General features: G+C 46.7%; 17 protein-coding genes. 6 read left to right on the plus strand and 11 right to left on the minus strand.

All coding sequences use genetic code 11. The features are described 5' to 3' along the window. The first annotated feature begins 29 nt into the window (after window positions 1–29). On the plus strand, window positions 30–308 hold the full coding sequence (locus tag AC1DXC_RS17000; RefSeq protein WP_477460360.1) for a GxxExxY protein: 279 nt from the start codon (window positions 30–32) through the stop codon (window positions 306–308). A 40-nt stretch (window positions 309–348) separates the two neighbouring features. Next, window positions 349–1,005, plus strand: coding sequence for a protein-L-isoaspartate(D-aspartate) O-methyltransferase (locus AC1DXC_RS17005; protein WP_477460362.1), 657 nt, complete (start codon window positions 349–351; stop codon window positions 1,003–1,005). A gap of 16 nt (window positions 1,006–1,021) precedes the next feature. On the opposite strand, the gene AC1DXC_RS17010 is transcribed toward AC1DXC_RS17005, so the two are convergent. The 4 genes from AC1DXC_RS17010 to AC1DXC_RS17025 form a co-directional block, all read right to left on the minus strand. Then, entirely contained in the window at window positions 1,022–1,399 is a 378-nt protein-coding gene (locus AC1DXC_RS17010) for a hypothetical protein (protein ID WP_477460363.1), read from the minus strand. A gap of 240 nt (window positions 1,400–1,639) precedes the next feature. Then, window positions 1,640–2,284, minus strand: a complete 645-nt coding sequence (locus AC1DXC_RS17015; RefSeq protein ID WP_477460364.1) for a DUF4412 domain-containing protein — start codon at window positions 2,282–2,284, stop codon at window positions 1,640–1,642. 78 nt (window positions 2,285–2,362) lie between these two features. After that, window positions 2,363–4,438: a ComEC/Rec2 family competence protein gene (locus AC1DXC_RS17020; RefSeq protein WP_477460365.1), complete on the minus strand. Its 2,076-nt coding sequence runs from the start codon at window positions 4,436–4,438 to the stop codon at window positions 2,363–2,365. Between the two features lie 75 nt (window positions 4,439–4,513). Further along, on the minus strand, window positions 4,514–4,849 hold the full coding sequence (locus tag AC1DXC_RS17025; protein ID WP_477460366.1) for a MerR family transcriptional regulator: 336 nt from the start codon (window positions 4,847–4,849) through the stop codon (window positions 4,514–4,516). 144 nt (window positions 4,850–4,993) lie between these two features. Here AC1DXC_RS17025 and AC1DXC_RS17030 point away from each other — a divergent pair, with 144 nt between their 5' ends. From AC1DXC_RS17030 to AC1DXC_RS17040, 3 genes are all read left to right on the plus strand, one after another. Next, on the plus strand, window positions 4,994–6,868 hold the full coding sequence (locus tag AC1DXC_RS17030; protein ID WP_477460367.1) for a transglutaminase-like domain-containing protein: 1,875 nt from the start codon (window positions 4,994–4,996) through the stop codon (window positions 6,866–6,868). 3 nt (window positions 6,869–6,871) lie between these two features. Then, complete coding sequence (locus AC1DXC_RS17035; protein WP_477460368.1) at window positions 6,872–9,082, plus strand: hypothetical protein; 2,211 nt, start codon at window positions 6,872–6,874, stop codon at window positions 9,080–9,082. Between the two features lie 350 nt (window positions 9,083–9,432). Further along, window positions 9,433–9,954: a hypothetical protein gene (locus tag AC1DXC_RS17040; protein ID WP_477460369.1), complete on the plus strand. Its 522-nt coding sequence runs from the start codon at window positions 9,433–9,435 to the stop codon at window positions 9,952–9,954. 58 nt (window positions 9,955–10,012) lie between these two features. Here AC1DXC_RS17040 and AC1DXC_RS17045 read toward each other — a convergent pair whose 3' ends face one another. Continuing rightward, window positions 10,013–11,308 (minus strand): PQQ-dependent sugar dehydrogenase, encoded by a 1,296-nt coding sequence (locus AC1DXC_RS17045; RefSeq protein WP_477460370.1) that lies wholly within the window; start codon window positions 11,306–11,308, stop codon window positions 10,013–10,015. Between the two features lie 290 nt (window positions 11,309–11,598). Here AC1DXC_RS17045 and AC1DXC_RS17050 point away from each other — a divergent pair, with 290 nt between their 5' ends. Next, window positions 11,599–12,531 (plus strand): hypothetical protein, encoded by a 933-nt coding sequence (locus AC1DXC_RS17050; protein ID WP_477460371.1) that lies wholly within the window; start codon window positions 11,599–11,601, stop codon window positions 12,529–12,531. 75 nt (window positions 12,532–12,606) lie between these two features. Here the strand turns inward: AC1DXC_RS17050 and AC1DXC_RS17055 are convergent, their stop codons facing one another. From AC1DXC_RS17055 to AC1DXC_RS17080, 6 genes are all read right to left on the minus strand, one after another. Continuing rightward, window positions 12,607–13,557: an aldo/keto reductase gene (locus AC1DXC_RS17055; RefSeq protein WP_477460372.1), complete on the minus strand. Its 951-nt coding sequence runs from the start codon at window positions 13,555–13,557 to the stop codon at window positions 12,607–12,609. Window positions 13,558–13,562: 5 nt separating this feature from the next. Then, window positions 13,563–13,793 (minus strand): hypothetical protein, encoded by a 231-nt coding sequence (locus tag AC1DXC_RS17060; protein WP_477460373.1) that lies wholly within the window; start codon window positions 13,791–13,793, stop codon window positions 13,563–13,565. A 91-nt stretch (window positions 13,794–13,884) separates the two neighbouring features. Next, window positions 13,885–14,304, minus strand: a complete 420-nt coding sequence (locus AC1DXC_RS17065; protein ID WP_477460374.1) for a c-type cytochrome — start codon at window positions 14,302–14,304, stop codon at window positions 13,885–13,887. Next, complete coding sequence (locus tag AC1DXC_RS17070; RefSeq protein ID WP_477460375.1) at window positions 14,301–14,951, minus strand: SCO family protein; 651 nt, start codon at window positions 14,949–14,951, stop codon at window positions 14,301–14,303. Before AC1DXC_RS17070 ends, AC1DXC_RS17065 begins: the two co-directional genes overlap by 4 nt. Continuing rightward, window positions 14,948–15,358, minus strand: a complete 411-nt coding sequence (locus AC1DXC_RS17075) for a hypothetical protein (protein ID WP_477460376.1) — start codon at window positions 15,356–15,358, stop codon at window positions 14,948–14,950. The genes AC1DXC_RS17070 and AC1DXC_RS17075 overlap by 4 nt, the downstream gene beginning before the upstream one ends. A gap of 1 nt (window position 15,359) precedes the next feature. Further along, on the minus strand, window positions 15,360–15,827 hold the full coding sequence (locus AC1DXC_RS17080; RefSeq protein ID WP_477460377.1) for a DinB family protein: 468 nt from the start codon (window positions 15,825–15,827) through the stop codon (window positions 15,360–15,362). Window positions 15,828–16,181: the final 354 nt, after the last annotated feature.

Consider the following 16,181-nt stretch of genomic DNA (forward strand, 5'->3'; position numbering starts at 1 on the left):
TAATCAAATCACTCATAAAATAATTGGTTGTGCTATGCAAGTACATTCTATTATTGGCAACGGATTTCAGGAAGGCAACGGAAAAGCTAGAAGATATTCATAAAAATCAGGCAATAAACTATCTCGAGATATTTAATATAGCCGATGGATTGCTTATAAACTTTGGCGGCAATAGCCTCGAGTTTAAAAGAGTCTATAATAAAAGGCTGATTGCGTCCGAAAATCTATCCCTAAGCAAAAACCAGCAAAATAAATCTTCTCTTAATCAATCAAATAAAATAATACGCCTGCAAATCAAATCGTGTTAATCGTTTAATCGCTCAATCGTGTATTATCTTAGCATCGTGTATGGCGTATAAGTTTATTGATAATTACAGGGAACAGGGTGCGAGGAAGCGTTTAGTGGAAGTCCTTAGGAAAAAAGGCATCGAAGACGAGCGCGTTTTAACTGCCATTGGCAAAGTGCCCCGCCATTACTTTTTCGATGAAACTTTCTGGAACCAGGCTTATAAGGATATCGCTTTCCCGATTGGGGCCGGGCAAACCATTTCGCAGCCTTATACCGTTGCTTATCAAACAGAACTGCTCCACATTAAAAAAGGCGATAAGGTGCTGGAAATAGGCACCGGCTGCGGTTACCAAACCTGTGTATTGATGGAGGTTGGCGCTAAAGTATTCACCATAGAGCGACAGGAAAAGCTTTATGAGCGCACCATACAAGTGCTGCCTTATATGGGCTACCAGCCCAAATTCTTTTTAGGGGATGGCTCAATAGGCGTAGCCAGCGATGCGCCGTACGATAAGATCATCGTAACCGCCGGCGCACCCACCGTACCCGACCTGCTACTGAAGCAACTAAACGTAGGCGGCATATTAGTTATCCCGGTGGGCGACGAAAAATCGCAAAAAATGGTTACCGTATTAAAAACCGGCGAAAACAATTACGAGAAAATTGTGCTGGATACCTTTAGGTTCGTGCCGCTGGTGGGGGATAGGGCGTGGTAAGCTGCCTAGCCCGAAGTCACCATTTAAGCGTTTCAATGTATTTAACAAACTTACTAATGCCCTCTTGTTCTGGATATGAGCGTTCCCCCTCCGGTGACTCATAAGGCTTTGGTAAATAGTGAAACTTCCATATCAGCGATACCGGATCCAGGTGTATATGCAATGCTTCCCTGTTCCATTCGGGTATATCATAGATTGTTACGACTAACTCGTCGTGAGATGTGTAAGCATACAGTCTTTCCTCTAAATGAGTACGTCGGATATACCTAACCAGATCGAGCATACTCTGAATAGGCCAGTTATAATCTTCAACTAAATTTCTGTAATGTTCTTCAATTTCAACCCAAGGGACAGGTCTTGCTGTTTGTGGCTTATATTTTTCTACCGGTTTCATACTCACCTTAAATATACAAACAATGAAATGCTTTTCAAAAGTTCCCCCTTCAGAGTGCGGGGCTTCGCCGTTTTCAATTTAGAATTTTGATGGTAGGATGGTCAGTATAGACATTCAACTAATTTTTCCGGGTCCTTATCGCTAATTGCTTTTTCAACTTAATCGTAAATCAAACCCTTAAAAACAATAAACCCCGGTAACGTTATCCATTACCGGGGTTTGATGTTATATAGCGGGGTATTACATACCGCCGCCGAGAGATTTAAGGTCATCCATTGTAATCCTTTCGAAATCGCCGGGGATGCCGAATGTGCCTGGAGCAGATTTAGCTTCGGTAACGCTTTTTACGATAACTTCTGAAGTTTGCCCATCCTGAAAACTAGCGAACTGTATCGGGAAACCACCTGCACCTGCATAGTATTTAGAGAATGCTGTAGCAGGTACCGATATATCGTTGGTTACCCAAACATCGTAGGTTTTGCTGGTCTTGGTATCGGTTGCCACCACTTTTTTGCAGTTGAAGCCGTTGATAACCTTAGTTTCGGTGCCGGGCGCGAATGTTAATTTAGGCATTTTAGAAACAGCCTCTTCAATTTCAGCAGGCGACATAACAGCTGCCTTTTTCATTGAAGCGATAGATACATCTACTAAAATGGCCATAAAAGTCTGCTTAGCGTCAGACAGTACTTTGATATTTGCCGGGCCCGCAGAAAACGCGATAGCGCTGGAATCTGCCCTGAAATAATGTTTGGCTTCTACGGCCTGGCCGCGCATATCCATATTGTAGGTAACATAACCTTCGGTGTATGCTTTTTGGGCACTTGCTTTAAAAGCTGTTGCGGTAAGCACAATGCCCATGGCAACCGTAAATAATTTAATTTTCATGTTTTTAGTTTGATAATTCAATTTGGTGTTTTGTTAAGTAAGTGTGTGCTGTTTCAATAAAGTTATTAAACTTATTTGCTATTTAGATGCGATTATGATGCATTTGTTACGCTTTAATATTTTACAAGTTACAGTAATATTTTTTAGTTTGTCAATATAAATATCCGAATTGCTGCCACCGGCGATAACCATAAGTCCATCTGTCGCTTTCTTGTTAATTAAAACATTGTCGCTCAGGTACAAATATTGAACGTTTAATTGCCTGGGGATAGACTGCAATTGCCACCTTTGGTTTAAAAGCAATATCCGGGTATCGTTAAACTGCACCAGGTTTTGCTGTTTTATGAAATAGGGCAACCTCAGGTTGCTGTCGGGCTTAAGTAGCGTATAGTTGCTGATCTGCATGCTATCCAGCCCGGGTTGTACGGCATAAAGGAATGTTTTGTCTGTATCGGCCAAATCGGTAAGCACCACGCCGCTACTACCGTTCTTGAAAACGATGCCCACATGCTTGCGCAGGTTAAGGAAGCTGATGGAATGGGTTTGGTCGGCATCGTGTTTTTTCAGGCTGATGCTGATGCAGAACAACAGCATTGTTGCTAAGCCAAGTTTCAGATAGATTTTGTTGCCCTTATAAAAGAAGCAAAAGCCGGCAACAATGAGTAGGTAAAGCATTAAATGCTCCGGCCCGGTCAACCATATTTTGCCAATACTGGCGTATGGCACTTGTTCTATCCAGATCAGTGCTTTATTCATCAGCAGGATGCTATGCTCTAACACATAACCCAATATACGCGACACACGGGGAAGCTGCGGCAACAACAGTAGGAGCAGGCCGCTATGCATAATCAGCATTACAGGGATGATAATCAGCAAATTGCTCAGTAAAAAGTAAACCGGCACCTGGTGGAAATAAAACGCACTGAGCGGAAAAGTAATAACCTGCGCAGCGATGGATACCGAGCATGCGCTCCAAAGATAATTGGCAACCTTATTCTTAAAAACCAGCCATCCGTAAACTACCGGCTGTATTATTATTAACCCGGCTACTGCGAGGTACGATAGCTGGAAGCCCACATCGGTAAGCAAAAAGGGATCGCACAACAATAATACAAACGCCGAAGCAGCCAGGATATTCAGGCTATTGATGTACCGTGCAAAGGTTCGGCCGCAGATTATAAGACTGATCATCAAGGCAGCACGGTTCACGGCCGGGGAGAAACCGGTGAGCAAAGCATAAGCCCAAATGAGCACGATGATGCAAAGCACCTTGATCAACTTACCTTGCCCGTACCCATCCAAAAAGCCCAGCACAAGGGCCAGCAAGGCATAAATAATAGCTACGTGCCCGCCCGAAACGGATAAGATATGGATGGTTCCGGTTTTAGAGTACGCCTGTATAACATCATTACTTAAATCGGCTTTGTAACCCAATATCAGGGTAGATGCTACGGCTATGGACGTGGTATCATGCATATTCGCCTTTAGCTTTTCCACTAAACGCTGGCGGACATGCAGGGCAAAAGCAATAACCGGATTGCCTTGGCCCGCCCTTAATACTTTGTATTGCCGAGGGTATAAATATGCCTGATGGTAAACGTTTTTATTGGCCAGGTAACGCTTGTAATTAAACTCGCCGGGGTTATAAGGCGGCTCCACCTCGGCGAATTTTGCGGGGATGAGCAACTCCTCGCCATAGGATAAATATGTAGCTTGCGCGTCTTTAATGGCAACCAGCAAGGTGCCGCTGCAAGGGCTGGTGCTTCCGGTGTTGATAGCTCGCACAGCATCTGCCGTAAAGCGCACTACATCGCCCTTAACAATGGGTTCTGTATTAATGCGTACAGCCAGGTAACGGGCAGGTATTTTAGAGAAATGGTCGGCGTTGTTTAGTTCGCGGTGCTGCAGCGTAAGCAGCCATGCCGCTAAAAACAGGATAGGATAAAGCAATAGCCCGCCGAGCCAGCGCATTTTATAGACGCTCAGTTTGCTGTAGGTGAGGTTCAGTATAACGAATGCGATGATAAGCACAGCGGCCGTGATATAAAGCAGCATGAGGTTGGCCCGCAGCCAATAAAGCCCGGCAACAATACCGGCAATAAAGGGGAGTAATAAAATTACGACTGGGATTTCGCCTTTGTGTTTTGCTATCATACCAAAATCAGGCACCCGCAAAAGGCAGGGCAATAAGGTTTATGGGGAATAAAAATAGCGTATCTGCGGCAGATATTATAGTTCGTCGCGTACTTCCAGCAGGAATTTTTTCAGGTTCTCCAAAGAATCTATCACGCGTTGGTTATCGCGGCTGTCGCCCATATTGGTTTTCAGGTAATCTTTTGCACCTTGCAGGGTGTAGCCTTTCTCGCGTATGAGGTGGAAGATGATCTTGAAATTCTCGATATCCTCCAGGGTGAAGTAACGGTTGCCTTTTTTATTCTTCTTGGGCTGCAGCACATCGAATTCCTTTTCATAGAAACGTATCAGCGACTGGTTCACATCAAACATGGCCGATACCTCGCCCATGGTATAGTACACTTTGCTAATCTCTCGTTCTTTGTAAGGCATACGCAAAGGTAGTTTTTTAGATATTAGCGCGAAAGTAGGGGCAGCAAAAAAACTGCATTAAATTAAACGGAGGTAACATAATATTAACAACACATTATTTCCGCAGGCAAAAAAAAAACCTTATGTTAGGATTCTAATTAATTTATGATTAAATATATTGTTTCGGGCTTTTTATGCCTGTTTTGCACCCGCATAGTTTATGGCCAGTCGGCCGATTCTACCATCTCCATCAAGTCTGCTGTAGAAAATTACCAGTTTGTTTACAACGCAAAAACGGCAGCGGTAGAAATCAAAGAAAAGCAAACCGTTAGTTATGCATCAAGCCGTTTCCAGGCGACTGTGCCGGTGGCCCTCAATTATAACAACCAGGTAACCTTAACCTCGGTAGCATGTGAGGTAGACGGCCGAAAGCCGCGCGATTTTAAACCCGTTTATACCTATTACGGCAGCGATGATATCTTTTATTCCGACGAAAAGATTTGCTATTTCCCCATGGCAATCCCCCGGAAAGGCGCGCTGGGGGTAGTCACCTTCGAGCAAACCGTAAACGATCCGCGCTATTTCACCAGCATTTATTTTACCGAACCCTATGCCCTTGAGCAAAAAACGGTTGCTATAAAAATACCCCGCTGGATGAAGGTTGAGCTGAAGGAACTCAACTTCGGCACTTTCAATATAAAAAAAAGCGTTCAATACATCAGCAGTGAAGATGCCGACCTGGTTACTTATAGCATACAAAACCTGCCTGCCACCAAACAGGAGGGCAACAGCCCCGGCCCAAGCTACCTTTATCCGCATTTACTGGTGATGTGCAAATCGGCAACGCCGCCGGGCGGCAGCTTTACCTATTTCAACACATTGGACGATCAGTACAAATGGTACCATAGCTTAACTAAAAGCAATACGGCTGCAGATCAGGCGGCCGTTATTGCCAAGGCCAAAGAGCTTACCGCAGGTCTTACAACCGATATACAAAAGATAAAGGCCATTTATTATTACGTGCAGGATAATATCCGCTACATTGCTTTTGAAGATGGCATGGCCGGCTTTAAGCCCGAAAGCCCCGACGAGGTGCTGCGCAAAAAATATGGCGATTGCAAGGGCATGGCCAACCTAACCAAGGCGCTGCTTACCGCAAGCGGCTACGATGCGCGCCTGTGCTGGCTGGGCACCAACCACATTGCCTACGATTACCAAACCCCCTCGCTGTCGGTAGATAACCACATGATATGCGCCCTGGATATCAAGGGGAAAACTTATTTTTTGGATGCCACCGAAAGCTATATCGGCTTTGATGAATATGCCGAGCGCATACAGGGCAGGCAGGTGTTGATGGAGGATGGCGAAAAATACAGGCTTACCCGCGTACCCGTTGCCGCTATGGGCCAAAACGCCAACACCGCTATCGCCAGGTACGAAATTGTAGATGGAGCCCTAAAAGGGACGGTAAATTACATTTGGAAAGGGGAGGACAAGGAAGAGGTGCTTACGGGCCTCAATAGCATCCGCAGGGAAAAAGCTGCTGATGCTATGATCAATTACCTGTCTGGCGATAATAACGATTACACCATCACCAACCTTAACATGTCGCAAATGGAAAAGCCTGATGGTAATTTGACTGTAAGCTACCAGGTGAGTACCAAAAACGGGATCTCATCATTCGGCAAGGCTTATTATGTCGACCTCGATCATACCCGCGAGTTTACTGAGGGTGCCATCAAGACCGACGAACGCAAGCACGATTACTGGTTTGGCCATAAAATGGATATCAAACGCGATGCCGAACTGTTGATACCTGCGGGGCTTAAGGTAGATTACCTTCCGGCAGCGCTGAACATCATCACTTCCGATTATGAGTTCCACATCCAATACACCGCCACGCCAACTAAAGTTATTTATAAAAAGAATATCCTTATCAAAAACACGCACCTGGCCAAAGCCAAATTTGCGCAATGGAACCAGGATATAGAGCAGCTGGTGAAAGCCTACAACGATACCGTAACACTTAAACCTTTATAACGAATGAAAAAACAAGTACTAATCATTTTATTTTTATGTGCCACGCTCGGCCTCTCGGCACAAACCTATAATGAAAAAGCCGGCGAGATACAAAAATTGGTATGGGGCGCGCCGCCGCCCGAATTTTTGCTTAAGGAAGTACCCGCCAAATATGCCGGCGAGGGTGCGGTTATCCTGGCGCAATCTTACAGTATGCAGCGCACATCAAACGTAAAGGTGCATTTCATGATTATTACTGCTGCTGTTACCAATAAAGTAAGCCGCATATCCACTTTCCACGAGCGGGTTAAGATAAACGATAAATCGGCACTGGAAAGGTACTCTACGTTAGAGTACCAAAAACTGCTGGATAAAAGCATATCACTGCTGATAAGCAAGATAAAAGATTTGCACGAAACCTACATAGGTGCCAAAATCCTCAAACCCAATGGGCAGGAGGTGGTAATCAATACCGGCGAAGAGGTGCTGCTGAAGAACACAGGCAAAGATCAGCAAGGCAAGCTTGCTATACCCGGCCTGCAGGTAGGCGACATATTGGACTATTACATCAGCAACAATGATTTGTCGGAAAAGGTAGGCGATGATAACTACTCTAATAACGACCAGGTATTCGTGCTTGCCGATGAATACCCCATCCTCAATTATTCGCTCAATTTCCAGGTGAACAAAAAATCGGCGGTGCTGTACATCAACGCTAACGGTGCCCCGGCGTTCCAGGAAAGCACGCTGGACAATGGCGATAAAGTTTATAACTTAAAGCTGAAGGACCTCCCTAAACTGGAGGGCCAGAAATGGACATCCACTTTCCGCCAGTTGCCTTATATAGAAATAAGCAACCAGAGTTCGCTGAAGATGCTCAACAGTTACAATGGTATCCGCAAAGGCGCCGGCGGCATGGATGCCAACAAGGCCTTGTTCGAGAGCGCGTTTAACGAGCAGACTAACCCGATAGATGAAGAGCCCGCCAAGATGCTGAAAGACTACTTCGGTGGCAAAAAGAAGATGCAGGCGGTATCCCTTGATAGCTCCATGAAAGTGTTTTACGATACCTGGAAACTGCATGTCTTCGGCAATTTCTTGAAAAGCGACCTGGACGATATGAGCCAAATCAACTACCGCACCGCCCGCAGCAAAACCGCCGTGATTGATATGAGTCGCCTGCTTACCGATATGGATATACCGCACGATATACTGCTGGTAGCATCGCGTGAGGGGAGCTCGCTCGATAACGTATTCACCATGAGTGATTTTGATGCCATCATCAGGATAGCCAACGGCAACAATCCGCTTTATATGAGTTTTTACGATGCCGTTACCCATTTTAACGAAATACCCGCCAAATTTCAGGGCGAAAAGGCCATTGCCCTTACGCCCGAGCGCAAAAATGCACGCAAGTACGAATTCAACGAATATCAGGCTACTTTGCCGGTGAGCCCTGCCGATAAAAATAAGATAGAGGAGAAACTCAATGTTTGGCTGATGGCAGATTATCAGCATATCAAAATACAGCGCACGGTAAAACAAACTGGCTTCCTGCGCCATAGTGGCCAAAAAGAGCTATTGAGCGCTATGGATATAGATGCCGGCCTTACCGAACTGGTTAACGGCGACCCGCTGGAGAAGCGTCTCTCCAAGAACCCCGAGACCAAAAAATCAGCCGATGCTTTTTTAGCTGGAATGGGTAAAACATCTGCACAGATACGCCAGGATTTTATGGAAGAAGCAAAGAGCCAGTTCGACCAGGAACCTTCGCAACTACTCGATTTTAAGGTGATCAACAAAGGCCTCGAGATAAACCAGGCGCCCTTTGAGTACACCTCTACCATGATACTGAACAACTTCGTGAAAAAAGCGGGCAACAACTACATTGTAGACGTGGGGAAGCTTGCAGGTTCGTTTGTACAGTTAGATGATAAAGACCGCAAACGTACCATTGATGTTTATATGCCGGGCGCTCGTACTTTTAAGTATATCATCGCCCTCAATATTCCGCCGGGCTATAAAGCCACCGGTGTAGAGGATTTGAACAAGCAAAAAAGCAATAAAACCGGGTCGTTCTCCTGCACGGCAGCCGTGGTGGGCAATATGCTCAACATCACCGTAACGCGCACGTATGCCAACAACTTCGAGAAAGCTGCCGACTGGCCGCTGGTTGCCGAACTGGTTGATGCTGCCTTTGCTTTCAATAATCAAAAAATATTGCTCGAAAAATAAGAGCGATTCGACACTGCAACGATATTAGAAGCGATGGGCCTGTGCCTGTCGCTTCTTTTTTTCACAGGCCTCCCCGGTAAGGCGTCCTGCTGGCCCCAATCCCGACAATCTTAAAATCCTGTTTGCATTTCTCGCCCGCGCCAATTACCTTTGCAGCAAATAACTATAAGATGCTATTAAATAACTTATCCTTCAAAACCAATATGCGGCCGCTGGGCAAGCAGTGGGGGAGTTATGCATCAAGGATACATTTCTCTTCATAGTACACCGGATAACCACCGGAAAACAATTTTAATTTTTTATCGACACAACCCTTTTGGCTTTTGCCCTTTAGGACATTTTTAATTTTTATGGACACTTATTATACTATCGAAGAGAAGTATTTGCAGGCTGTTGATGAGCTATCATTCGGCGAAACGCCAAAAGCACTCAATTTGCTCAATGCTATTATTGCCGATGATGCCACTTACGAGCGTGCGCACCATCAACTGGGTAAGCTATATTATTATGATTTACAAGACTACCAAACCGCAGGCTTTCACTTTAAAACCTGCATGGAGTTGGAACCTTTGTTCCCGGATAATTATTTCCATTACCTAAGCCTGGTGGTATTCCTGAAAATGGACAGGCTGGTGACGGCAGTTTCGGCCAAAGCCCTGGCAACGCCGGGGATAGATGTAGCTTCTACATACGCACTGCTTGGCCTTTACGCCGAACAGAACAGGCAATGGGCTAAGGCACTCCAGGCTTACCAAAACGCCTACATGGAAGCAACCGACAAAACCGAGCGTGATGAAAGCGAGGAGGCTATTGACCGCGTTAAGGAGAAAATGCAGCAAAGCCTAACTTACCGTTACACGCTCAGCGGCTAACAAAAAACGGGGTGAGCCAAAATGGTTCACCCCGTTTTTATGATGGATGATTATCCTCTTACTTCTTATAACTTATCTTATAAATATCGCCTTTCACATCGTCGGTTACGTAGAGGGAACCATCCGGCCCTTGTGCAAGGCCGCAGGGGCGACGCAGGGCATTGCCTTTAGCGGTATTTTCTGCAGAACCTGAGAAGCCATCTGCAAATACTTCCATCGGGCCATCGGCTTTGCCATTCTTTAAGGGTTGAAACACCACAAAATAACCCGCCTGTGGCTCGGGCGCACGGTTCCACGAACCATGGAAGGCTATGAATGCACCATTTTTATAACGTTCGGGGAATTGGTTGCCGGTATAAAACAATAAACCATTAGGCGCAAGGTGACCGGGGAAAGCAGCGGCAGGGTCGAGGTATTTGCTGTCGCCCTCTTTTTTGCCGTCGCCGCCGTATTCGGGCATTACTATTTTCTTTTTCTGCACCTGGTCGTAATAAACGTAGGGCCAACCGGCATTGTCGCCTTTGTTCATCGCAAACATACACTCGGCAGGCAATATGGCCGATTGCTGTTGCGTGTACAAGGCGGGCCAGTTATCGTGCAACTGATCGCGGCCGTGTTGCATTACATAAAGCTGGTTAGCGGTTTTATTCCAGTCCATACCCACTACGTTGCGCAGGCCGGTTGCATAACGCACGCCGTCTTTATAAGTTTGGTTAAGCTTATCGGCCTTAAATTGCCAAATGCCCGCTGCCGAATCCAGGACAGGGCAGCCCGGTTGGCCCGGAGATTCTTTGGTGCGGTCTTTCACCTGGCAGGAGTTGGAGTAAGCGCCTATGTTTACGTACAGGTTGCCGGCATCATCCAACAAGATAGCCTTGGCTTCATGCTGGTGACGTGATATAAGGCCGGTTACCACTTTTTCGGGTTTATCCGGGCTTTCTACTTCGTTATTGGCGTTCAGCTTAAAGCGGAACACTTCCTCGTCAGACGAGGCGTATAAGTAGCCATTCTTTACATAAATACCCGTACCATCAAAGGTTCCGAACGAGGTTTTTACGGTAGCTGCGCCATTAGCTTCGGTTAAATACAAGATGCCTGCATTGCCGCCTGCGCTTTTATGTTTTACATATATGCCCCCTTGCGGCGTAATGGAGATATGCCGCACGCTGCCCAGGTTTTTGGCGATGGTGGCTGCACTAAAGCCCGCAGGCAAGGTTAGGGTTACTGCCGATGTATCGGTAGCAGAGGTATCTGTTTTGGCTGTTTTGCCTTTATCGTCGTTGCATGCCGTAAGCAACAAGGCGAAGCAAGCAGCAGCAACAGGCAAAGTTCGAAGGTGGTTGATAGTCTTCATTGTAAGTTTGTGTTTATGCTCAAATTAACCTATAAAACGTTGTAAACCGAAATCTGTTTAGGGTGGTATAGCAATAATTTTGTTATCAGGGAAGGCATATTTTTGATGGCATGCTGCGATATTTATAATTGCTAAACCGTTACTATGTTTTATTTATTGGAATTTAATTTTGATATAATACAAAAAATAAGAATTATATTTTGGTGTGTTAATGCGTCATGATATTATTGCCATCCGGTGTTAAACTTTCGTTTACAGAAGCCGTCATAGATGTATAAAATTTAAACGAAATGAAAAAGATATATTTATTATCGGCAATGGTTTTAGCCGGTTTGTTCGCAAACAAGGCACAAGCACAGATATCCGTTCACATTGGCTTCAACGTACCCGTTAGGCCGGTATATGCACCACAACCTCAGGTTATTTATAATGATGACTTTGACGACAGCGACGATTACTATTACTTACCCGAAGTAGAAGCTTATTACAGTGTACCGCTACAATGCTATTTTTATAACGATGGCAACCGTTGGGTTAGGGCACAATATTTACCGGGCGCATACCGCAACTACGATTGGCGCAGCGCACGCAGGTTCGAGATACGTGGCCGCAGGCCATACATGAACCACGATGCTTACCGTGGCCGCTGGGGCGGTAACCCTAACCGTGGCGACTGGAACCGCAGGGATAATAACTATGCCAGCCGTGGCAACAATGGCTACGGGGGCGGCAGGGATGATAACCGAGGCAGCAATGGTTGGGGCAGGAGGGATGATAACCGAGGCAACAATGGTTGGGGCAGGAGAGACGATAACCGAGGCGGCAACGGCCAAGGCGGCAGAGACGACCATGGTCGTGGCGGCTGGGGTGGCCAGCAAAGCGGCGGACAGCCGCAGCAACCTTCAAACGGTGGCCAACATGGTGGTTGGGGCGGACAACAAGGTGGCGGACAACCACAACAGCCTTCGAACGGTGGCCAACAAGGTGGCGGCTGGGGCGGTCAACAGGGTGGTGGTAGCCAAAACGGCGGTGGCCAGCAAGGCAATGGTGGCCAACACAACGGTGGCCAACAAGGTGGCGGTAACCAAAATGGTGGCGGCCAGCAAGGTGGCGGTCAACACAATGGTGGTCAACACAATGGTGGTCAACAAGGCGGTGGACAAGGTAATGGCGGTGGCCATAATGCAAGGCAGAGTGGCTTTATGCGCCCTGCAAGGTTCTAAGCACCCCTTCCCCAATATACATACCAACAAAGAGAGCCCTGCCGATATCGGCAAGCCTCTCCTTTTATGTAGCTATTAGTAGCTGCTCGCCGTAGTGAGCAACTCAATAGATTCGGGACTGAGCTTTAGTTCTGCAGCTTTGCCAATCTCTTCTAATTGCTGCACGCTGGTGGCGCTGGCAATTGGCCCGGTAATGCCCGGCCTTGCCATTAGCCAGGCCAGAGCTGCGGCGGCAGGCGTGCTGTTGTACTCTGCCGACACTTTATCTAGCGCGGCTAATATTTTATAGCCTCGCCCGTTTAAATATTTTTTGATGCCACCGCCGCGTTTGCTTTTGTTCAGGTCGGCTTCTGAGCGGTATTTGCCGGTAAGGAAACCACTTGCCAGCGAAAAGTAGGTGATAACGCCCAGGCTGTTCTCCCGGCAAAGCGATTCGTACTGGTGTTCGTAATCTTCGCGGGCGTACAGGTTGTATTCGGGTTGCAGGCTTTCATAGCGGGCGAAACCGTTTGCTTTGCTTACCTCTAAAGCTTCGCGCAGGCGGGGTCCGCTATAGTTGGATGCGCCGATGGCCCGCACTTTCCCTTGTTTTATCAAATCGGTAAAAGTGGCCAGGGTTTCCTCCAGCGGGGTGTTGGCATCATCCTCGTGCGATTGGTAAAGGTCGATATAATCTGTTTGCAGGCGCTTCAATGAATCCTCCACGGCACGGGTGATATATGCTTTAGACAGGCCCGTCATTCCTTCGCCCATCGGTTTGCCTACCTTGGTGGCCAGGATAATTTTATCGCGCTTGCCGCCTTGTTTAAGCCAGTTGCCGATGATGGTTTCAGATTCGCCACCGGTATGGCCAGGTGCCCATTTGGAGTACACATCGGCAGTATCTACAAAGTTAAAGCCGCCATCCACAAAGGCATCCAGCAAGCCGAAGGACGTTTTTTCGTCGGCCGTCCAGCCGAAAACATTCCCGCCAAAAACAAAGGGGTGTACTATAAGCCCGGATTTTCCTAACTCTCTTTTTTCCATCGATATTAATTATTTACCGCATTGGGTATTTGCTCCGCAAGTTCGTCAATCCATCCCGAAAAATAGGGCTCCGAGCCTGCAATCCGTTCCCATTTGCCATCAGCATTGCGGGCTATTATCAAATTCAGGCTGCCATCCAGCGAGTTGAATTCATAAGCACCGTTATCAAGCCGCGTTGCAATACCGTTTACTTCGCTATCCGAGCCGGTAAGCACTGCATCAAATTGTTGTTCCATAATCTCCGTTTTATATTGCAACAACGGGTAGGGGTTTGTGTTTGGATAATACGGAATGATGGCCTTAAGGTATTGTTAAAGAGTATAGTATTTACTTACACCCCTGTAAATCGCGCGATACATCTTCTGAAGTTACCGTACCCGTTTTGTTGCCGAAAGAGTTGGTAATATAGGTAAGCACCTTTGCTATATCTACCGGGGCCATATCGTTGGCCGGCATATCGCCTACAAAGCTTTTGCCGCCAACACGCAGCAACTGGCCCTTTGTGCCATTGTTTACGATGCAGGCCAGCAGCTTCTTGTTCGCCTTCAGGAAAACGCTATCGGTAAGCGGGGGGATAAGGTTAGACAGGCCCTCGCCGTTTTTGCCGTGGCAATTTTGGCAGCGTTCGCGGTAAAGCTGCTCTCCGCCAATGTAGTAGCGCTTAAACTCCATATCGGTTTCACTACCGCAGGATGCTGCTATGATGCCCAGCAGCAGCACGATGCCCGCAATTACTTTGAATTTCATTGGGCGATTTGGGTGTTCGATTCTGCCCGCAGGGTTTTGATATCGGCTATCAGGCGGTCCACTTCTTTTTCCAGGGTGCCATCGTACGTGCCGCGTACCCGCTTCTGCTTATCTACCAAAATAAAATAGCCATCGTGTATGAACTTCTCTTTGGCATTTTCCTGCGGCGGACTTACCAGGTAACTGGCCGATAGGACGTAGGTGTCTTCCTTTGTGCCCTGCAGCAGCCACCAGCTGTTGCCGCTGATGCCCAGGTTATCGGCGTATTTTTTCAGCACGGGCACGGTATCATGCCTTGGGTCGATGGTGTGCGAGAGAATCTTGAAATCGCTTACGTTCTTGAACTCGTTATAAACCTTCAGCATATTGCGGTGCATGATGGGGCATATGGAAGGGCAAGTGGTGAAAAAGAAATCGGCTACGTAAATGTCGCCTTTCAGACTTTTTTCGGTGATACTGTCGCCATATTGGTTAACGAATTTAAACGCAGGGATGGTGTGATAAATGGTATCTACCACCGCCTTGCCATCAACCGTGTCGGTTTTGGTATCTCGGTTTCCGTAGAAGGGCAGGGTAGCTTTATTTTCTCCGCTTTTGCAGGCTGCGTAAAGCAGCACGATGCCAACGATAGTTGCCAGTTTCCTCATTTTTTTATCAACGATTTCTTATAGGTGTTTGTTGCTGCGATAGCCGCATCAAATTGCTTGTCGATAGCCTGGATCTGTTTTTTCTGGTCGGCCAGGTAGACCATAATCTCTTCATGCGTTTTCCCCTTGTTCTCCGCATCGAACTTATGCATCCAGTCTTCCATTTTAGCGTTGGTGCTATCCAGTATTTTTACGAGGCTTTTCGCGCCTGTATCAACGTTCAATGCCGAATCTTTTTTTGCCAATGTATCCAGTTGGAATTTCGCTCGCTCTACCAGTTCATCCTTCACCATCACGCTATCGTGTGTGGCTATCACTTCGTCTAATAAGGTTTTCTCTTGTTGTTTGGGGTCGGTACAGCCTAAAAACAGCAGACTTAACAATGCAACGGCAAATAATTTTTTCATGTCAGATGTTATTTTCAAGGGTTCGGATGTAAAAGATATAATCAGAAATAGGTAGTTCTGCGCCCGCTTGCTTAAGGTGCTGGCCAATCTGCGCACGGTGATGCGTTCCATGGTTTATCACATGGGCCAGTATATCGCTTAGCGCATTTTTTAACGCTTCGCCTTTGACATTCTTATAGGTAATTATCGTGTCGAAATCGGCAGGTTGCAAGGTTTCCAGATAGGCTATCCAATCTGCGTGGTTGGCATCTATAGTCGCGTCGAAGCTTTCCACCTGGCCTTCGGGCCACAGCGGGCCGCCCGGTGCCGGAAGGTGTTTGCACCGTTTTAACCAGGTTTGCTGCGCCGCCAGCATATGCGCCATCAGCCCAGCCGGCTGCGGCACGTTGGGGTACTGCAACATCAGCCCGGTAGCTTGCTTGTTGGCGTGGGCATCGTAATTAAACAGGCGGATAAAATAGCTTTTCATGGCCCACAAAAGTAAAAATTATAAACGCGAATTCCACGGATTGAGTGAACACGAATAGCACTAATTGAGACGAATTTCTCACGGTTATTTATTTCTTTAACGGTGTTCGAGAGGGCTTTGCCGTTTCACGAATTTTTAGCTACGGAAGAGAATCATGATTGCAAACCTGCTTTGTGTTAATTGAGCTTAATTCGTGGAATTCGTGTTCACTCAATAAAAATTCTCGGGGCCCTTCTGTGTAATCCTGTCCCTATGTTAACCTAATCATAACATAAACAACACTTTAAGCACACATGGTTGCCTTACATTAGTGATATACAAATTAAAGCAAAGCACCATGAAACTCTTCAGCAA

The organism is Mucilaginibacter sp. P2_D11, assembly GCF_056404435.1.

Coding starts and splice junctions, on each gene's coding strand:
- AC1DXC_RS17005 (WP_477460362.1), top strand. CDS start 349: ATGGCGTATAAGTTTATTGATAATTACAGGGAACAGGGTGCGAGGAAG.
- AC1DXC_RS17010 (WP_477460363.1), bottom strand. CDS start 1,399: ATGAAACCGGTAGAAAAATATAAGCCACAAACAGCAAGACCTGTCCCT.
- AC1DXC_RS17015 (WP_477460364.1), bottom strand. CDS start 2,284: ATGAAAATTAAATTATTTACGGTTGCCATGGGCATTGTGCTTACCGCA.
- AC1DXC_RS17020 (WP_477460365.1), bottom strand. CDS start 4,438: ATGATAGCAAAACACAAAGGCGAAATCCCAGTCGTAATTTTATTACTC.
- AC1DXC_RS17025 (WP_477460366.1), bottom strand. CDS start 4,849: ATGCCTTACAAAGAACGAGAGATTAGCAAAGTGTACTATACCATGGGC.
- AC1DXC_RS17030 (WP_477460367.1), top strand. CDS start 4,994: ATGATTAAATATATTGTTTCGGGCTTTTTATGCCTGTTTTGCACCCGC.
- AC1DXC_RS17035 (WP_477460368.1), top strand. CDS start 6,872: ATGAAAAAACAAGTACTAATCATTTTATTTTTATGTGCCACGCTCGGC.
- AC1DXC_RS17040 (WP_477460369.1), top strand. CDS start 9,433: ATGGACACTTATTATACTATCGAAGAGAAGTATTTGCAGGCTGTTGAT.
- AC1DXC_RS17045 (WP_477460370.1), bottom strand. CDS start 11,308: ATGAAGACTATCAACCACCTTCGAACTTTGCCTGTTGCTGCTGCTTGC.
- AC1DXC_RS17050 (WP_477460371.1), top strand. CDS start 11,599: ATGAAAAAGATATATTTATTATCGGCAATGGTTTTAGCCGGTTTGTTC.
- AC1DXC_RS17055 (WP_477460372.1), bottom strand. CDS start 13,557: ATGGAAAAAAGAGAGTTAGGAAAATCCGGGCTTATAGTACACCCCTTT.
- AC1DXC_RS17060 (WP_477460373.1), bottom strand. CDS start 13,793: ATGGAACAACAATTTGATGCAGTGCTTACCGGCTCGGATAGCGAAGTA.
- AC1DXC_RS17065 (WP_477460374.1), bottom strand. CDS start 14,304: ATGAAATTCAAAGTAATTGCGGGCATCGTGCTGCTGCTGGGCATCATA.
- AC1DXC_RS17070 (WP_477460375.1), bottom strand. CDS start 14,951: ATGAGGAAACTGGCAACTATCGTTGGCATCGTGCTGCTTTACGCAGCC.
- AC1DXC_RS17075 (WP_477460376.1), bottom strand. CDS start 15,358: ATGAAAAAATTATTTGCCGTTGCATTGTTAAGTCTGCTGTTTTTAGGC.
- AC1DXC_RS17080 (WP_477460377.1), bottom strand. CDS start 15,827: ATGAAAAGCTATTTTATCCGCCTGTTTAATTACGATGCCCACGCCAAC.